General features: G+C 56.4%; 2 protein-coding genes and 2 pseudogenes. 2 read left to right on the forward strand and 2 right to left on the reverse strand.

What is annotated here, in order from left to right; translation table 11 throughout:
* Positions 1-334 precede the first annotated feature (334 nt).
* Together IU397_RS23520 and IU397_RS22985 are read right to left on the reverse strand one after the other, a co-directional pair.
* The gene (locus IU397_RS23520; RefSeq protein ID WP_239480020.1) at positions 335-760 is read right to left on the reverse strand and encodes a tyrosine-type recombinase/integrase; all 426 of its coding nucleotides are present in this window, start codon (positions 758-760) and stop codon (positions 335-337) included.
* 15 nt (positions 761-775) lie between these two features.
* Positions 776-1657: a site-specific integrase gene (locus IU397_RS22985; protein WP_239480021.1), complete on the reverse strand. Its 882-nt coding sequence runs from the start codon at positions 1655-1657 to the stop codon at positions 776-778.
* Positions 1658-2703: 1046 nt separating this feature from the next.
* On the opposite strand from IU397_RS22985, the pseudogene istA reads away from it, so the two are divergent.
* Positions 2704-4308 (forward strand): annotated as a pseudogene (gene istA / locus IU397_RS22990) (IS21 family transposase).
* Positions 4298-4412, forward strand: a pseudogene (locus IU397_RS22995) (ATP-binding protein); the annotation flags it as partial. The pseudogenes istA and IU397_RS22995, both read left to right, overlap by 11 nt.

The following is a 4412-nucleotide window of genomic DNA, read 5'->3' on the forward strand; positions in this document are numbered from 1 at the left end:
TGGAACCCATCGGGAATATCCCGCCAGCAGAGGCCGAGGCAAACTTCTACGCAGCTCGGCAAAGATCAGACATGGCCGCGTAAATAAGACAAATCAGCCTCCGGCAAACCCGGCACGGTTCAAACCGATGTTTTCTTCTGAGCTTAGCGAAAGTGGTCGTACCGAGCTGCGATGGCATTCACGAATACCGCTAACGAATGATCACCGATTTAGGCTGGCGCAACACCGCGCGCGAATGGAAGCTCAGTCTTAAACAGTCAGATTTGACGTCTAACAGTGATTTATTCGTCAGATATGACGGTTAGTGACAACACGAAGGTGGGCGAAACCGCCATCAGACGCGTGGTCGAGCTTCCAGAAGCATATCGTTGATCGCGCTCTGCCGTGTCTGCCGGTCAAGTGTGTAGGTGTTCCGTCGAAACTCAGCCCCTTCAAGAAGCGCCTTCACGTAGCCCGAAACCGTATCCGCGGCCATGATCAAGGTCGAGTCCAGCGTGTGAACATACTTGCTCGTAACTGAGCCTTTGGCGTGCCCGATCAGTGCGGCGATGGTGATTTCAGTGAAACCAAGATCATTGGCGATACTTGCGAAGCTGTGCCGCAGGACATGGGGCGTGACATCCCAGAGCGGAGTGTCGGCGAAGAGCTTCTTCCAGCTCTGGGGGAAGTTTCCGACGGCGTTGTCCTCGCCCTGGCCGGGAAAGACGAACGTCCCATCCCGTTTCAAGCGCGCGGCCTCGAGATAGTCGATTACCGGCAAGCCGACCGGTCGTACTTATGCGCCTTCTTTGCTGTCTTTCAGACGCAGGCAACTGCCTTCGATGTCGACCTCGCTCCAACGCAGACTGATGATCTCGCCGCGCCTACAGCCGGTCAGGGCGATGAGGCGGAGGATCTCGGCGTGGATGCCGAAGTGGCTGTCATGCTGCACGTCCTTAAGAATGCGACCCAGCGTCCGGTACTCCGCTTCACTCAGTCGTCGGTCCCGCACCTTGTATCGCGGCTTCTTCAGGCCGTGGGTCGGGTTCTGGTCGATGATCCCGGCTTCGATTGCGTAAGTGAAGATGCCGCCGAGGAGGCCCATAGTGCGGATGGCAGTGCCAGGTCCGCCGCGCACGATCGCTTTGCCACGCAGCTTCTCCGTCTTCATCACGACGCGCGTCTTTCCGGCGATGATGTCCTTCATCAGGTTGTTCATGTCCGGTTTGGTGATGTCCTTGATCTTCCGCGTACCAAGCAACGGGATGATGTGACGGCGGATGCGACCGACATCCGTCGCGACGGTGGTCGCCTTCTTTGGGCGTCCTCCTTTCCCGAGAACAAGGCCCGCTTCCATGTCGGCGATGTACTGTTCGCAGAGCTCCCGCACGGTCACCGCACGGCGTTCTTCTTCTCTTTCGGCAGCGGGGTCTTCTCCTTGAGCGATCTGGCCAAGCAATGCCTTTGCTTCACGACGAGCAGTTTCGGGTGTCCACACACCATGGATACCAATCGTGTAGCGCCGCGAGCGACCTTTCGCTCTATATTGAATGAGGTAGCTACGCTTCCCTGAGGGATAGACACGAAGACCGAAACCCGGCAGCTCGTCGTCCCAGACAACGTGGCCTTTGCTCTGCGGCTCGACTGCGTCTACAAACCGTTTGGTCAGTTTGGTCATGCTCCCGTCCCTCGGAAGCCCCGATTTCGAGTAAGCACCACGCAAGCACGCGGATGGAAATCAAGGCGTATTCTCGGATAGAGACTTCGGAGCTCCGATTCTTAAAAGCAATATATTTCAGTCTGTTAGCGTGCTCTAGCGTACCCTATCGTGCAATTCGGATGGGTCCTTAAACCAGCTCCGAAGGCGGAGGCCAGAGGTTCGAATCCTCTCGGGTGCGCCATTTATATATGTAAATCAGTGCTTTAGTCTAATGCGCTCTCCGAGGCCTGGTGCTTACGCGGGAATTTTGTGTAAGCAGGCGTATGATCTCAGCGCTCTTAAACAGTATTGGCGAAGCGTTGGGTGCTTCATTTGCTATCCAGATCGAAGCCGCATGCATTCATCGTTGCTGTTTACCACAGCCCCTTCTTCTCCCAAGACTCCCACTCCGCTTGCCTTAGCTTTGTCATGCCTTGGTGATTGAGTTGCCGCCCGGAAGCAGAGCGTTTGCGCAAATACCGGCCAGGCCATGCTCTAACGCCAGGCATTGCATCATGCCGATCAGCCCTGCTTTGGGCGCTCCCTAGGCGGCGATGCCCGGAAAACCGATAGTGTGACCGACAAAGCTGTATGTAAAAATGATCGCCCCTCCGCTACGTTCAAGCATAGTCGGGATCTGCGCCACAGAACGCGCTTGAGAAGGCACAAGGGTGATGGATCAATCAGCATAGAAAGACGGTAGAAGCGTTCCAACCACCTGACAACGCGGGACGCGGATGTTCACACGATCACTCCGAAGGTCAGCTCCATCCGCATTTCGTTAGTGGATGGGGCGTGCAATGAATGGCCAATTTGGCATTAAGTCAGCTCTTGTGTTTTAAGTTATGATGAGGCCCAGACATCATAGCTGGCGAGATGCCGTCGCTACAAATAGCAAACTACCGGCAAGGGTGTTGAATGTCACTGAGAACTGATCCGGTATATCCTTAGATTGTCACTGAGAATTGACCCATGTGAACAGACTGCCCCGACGTTTTCGTTTGGGGAGATTTGGAGTGATCGGCATGGGATTTTTGAGTGTTATTCGACGGTGGGTATTACGTGAGAAGGTGCCAATTCGCGAGATTGCTCGGTGCACAGGTTTGTCGCGGAACACAATCAAGAAGTACCTGAGAGAAGGTGCTGTAGAACCGAAGTTCAAGACGCCACCGCGGCCGAGCCAGTTGGATCCGTATGCGGATCGTTTGTCAGCGTGGCTTTTGGCGCAGACCCGTAAGTCGCGCAAAGAACGCCGGACGGTGAAGCAGATGCACGCGGATCTTGTGAAGCTGGGATATGATGGCTCTTACGAACGGGTTGCGGCTTTTGCCCGGGCCGGGCGTGCGGACCGGCACCGTGCTGAGCAGACGACGGGGCGCGGCACATATGTGCCTTTGGTGTTCCAGCCCGGCGAGGCGTTCCAGTTCGATTGGAGCGAGGATTGGGCCAACTTTCGGGCATAGCTCGGTCAAACTGCAGGTGGCCCATATCAAGCTGTCTCATAGCCGGGCCTTCTTGGTACGGGCGTATCCGCTGCAAACGCACGAGATGCTGTTCGACGCGCATTGGCGTGCCTTCCGCGTCTTTGGTGGTGTCCCAGGACGGGGCATTTACGATAATATGAAGACGGCGGTGGACCGCGTTGGCAAAGGCAAACAACGAGACATCAACGCACGCTTCAAAGCCATGGCCAGCCACTACGTCTTTGAGCCTGAGTTCTGCAATCCAGCTGCGGGTTGGGACTGAGCCATTGGAACGCCATTGGTCCGAGAGACAATGGCCAAGGCCAGGTTGAGAAGAATGTGCAGGATGCCCGCAATCGGCTCTGGCAGGTCATGCCTGTCTTTGCCGATCTTGCCGAGCTGAACCAGTGGCTTGAAGATCGCTGCATCGCCCTGTGGGCGGAGACCTCATACAAGGCCTTGCCGGGTTCCATTGCTGACGCATGGGAGGCCGAGAAGCCCATACTGATGGCGCTACCGCCCGCCTTCGACGGGTTTATCGAACACAGCAAACGCGTGTCGCCAACATGTCTGATTACCTTTGAACGCAATCGCTATAGCGTGCCTGCCAGCTTCGCGAACCGCCGGGTGAGCCTGCATGTCTATCCCGAACGGTTGGTCGTTGTGGCTGAAGGACAAGAAGTTTGTGAACATGTGCGGATCATCGAGCGGTCACATCGCAAGCCGGGCAAGGTCATCTATGACTGGCGTCACTATCTGGCGCTCGCCGTTGTCCTCGGACCAATGGCGGACAAAGGCTCGCTCCAACGCAAACCAGGTGCCCTTCGGAATGGCGCGCCGTTCACCGAGATGCCCGAGGCTTTCTGCCAACTTCAGCATCACATGCTGCGCAAGGACGGCGGCGACCGAGAGATGGTCGACATCCTGTCATTGGTTCTTCAGCACAATGAAGAGGATGTTTTGCGGGCCGTGGAGCTGGCCCTCGAAGCAGGCGTGCCCACCAAAACGCATATTTTGAACCTGTTGCACCGATTGATCGACCGCAAACCGACAGAGCACCCCGAGGTCGATCCACCAAAGGCGCTGGTATTGCAAACAACGCCAGAAGCAAACGTCGATCGCTATGACGGCCTGAGACGGACTGGGGAGAAGCGCCATGCGTCATGATCCAGCCGGAGCCTCTATCTTCATCATGCTGCGCAATCTCAAGCTATACGGCATGGCAAATGCAGTCGACGATCTGGTCGCCCAAGGGGCGCCAGCATTCGAGG

This window comes from Actibacterium sp. 188UL27-1 (assembly GCF_016901225.1).
GTDB lineage: Bacteria > Pseudomonadota > Alphaproteobacteria > Rhodobacterales > Rhodobacteraceae > 188UL27-1.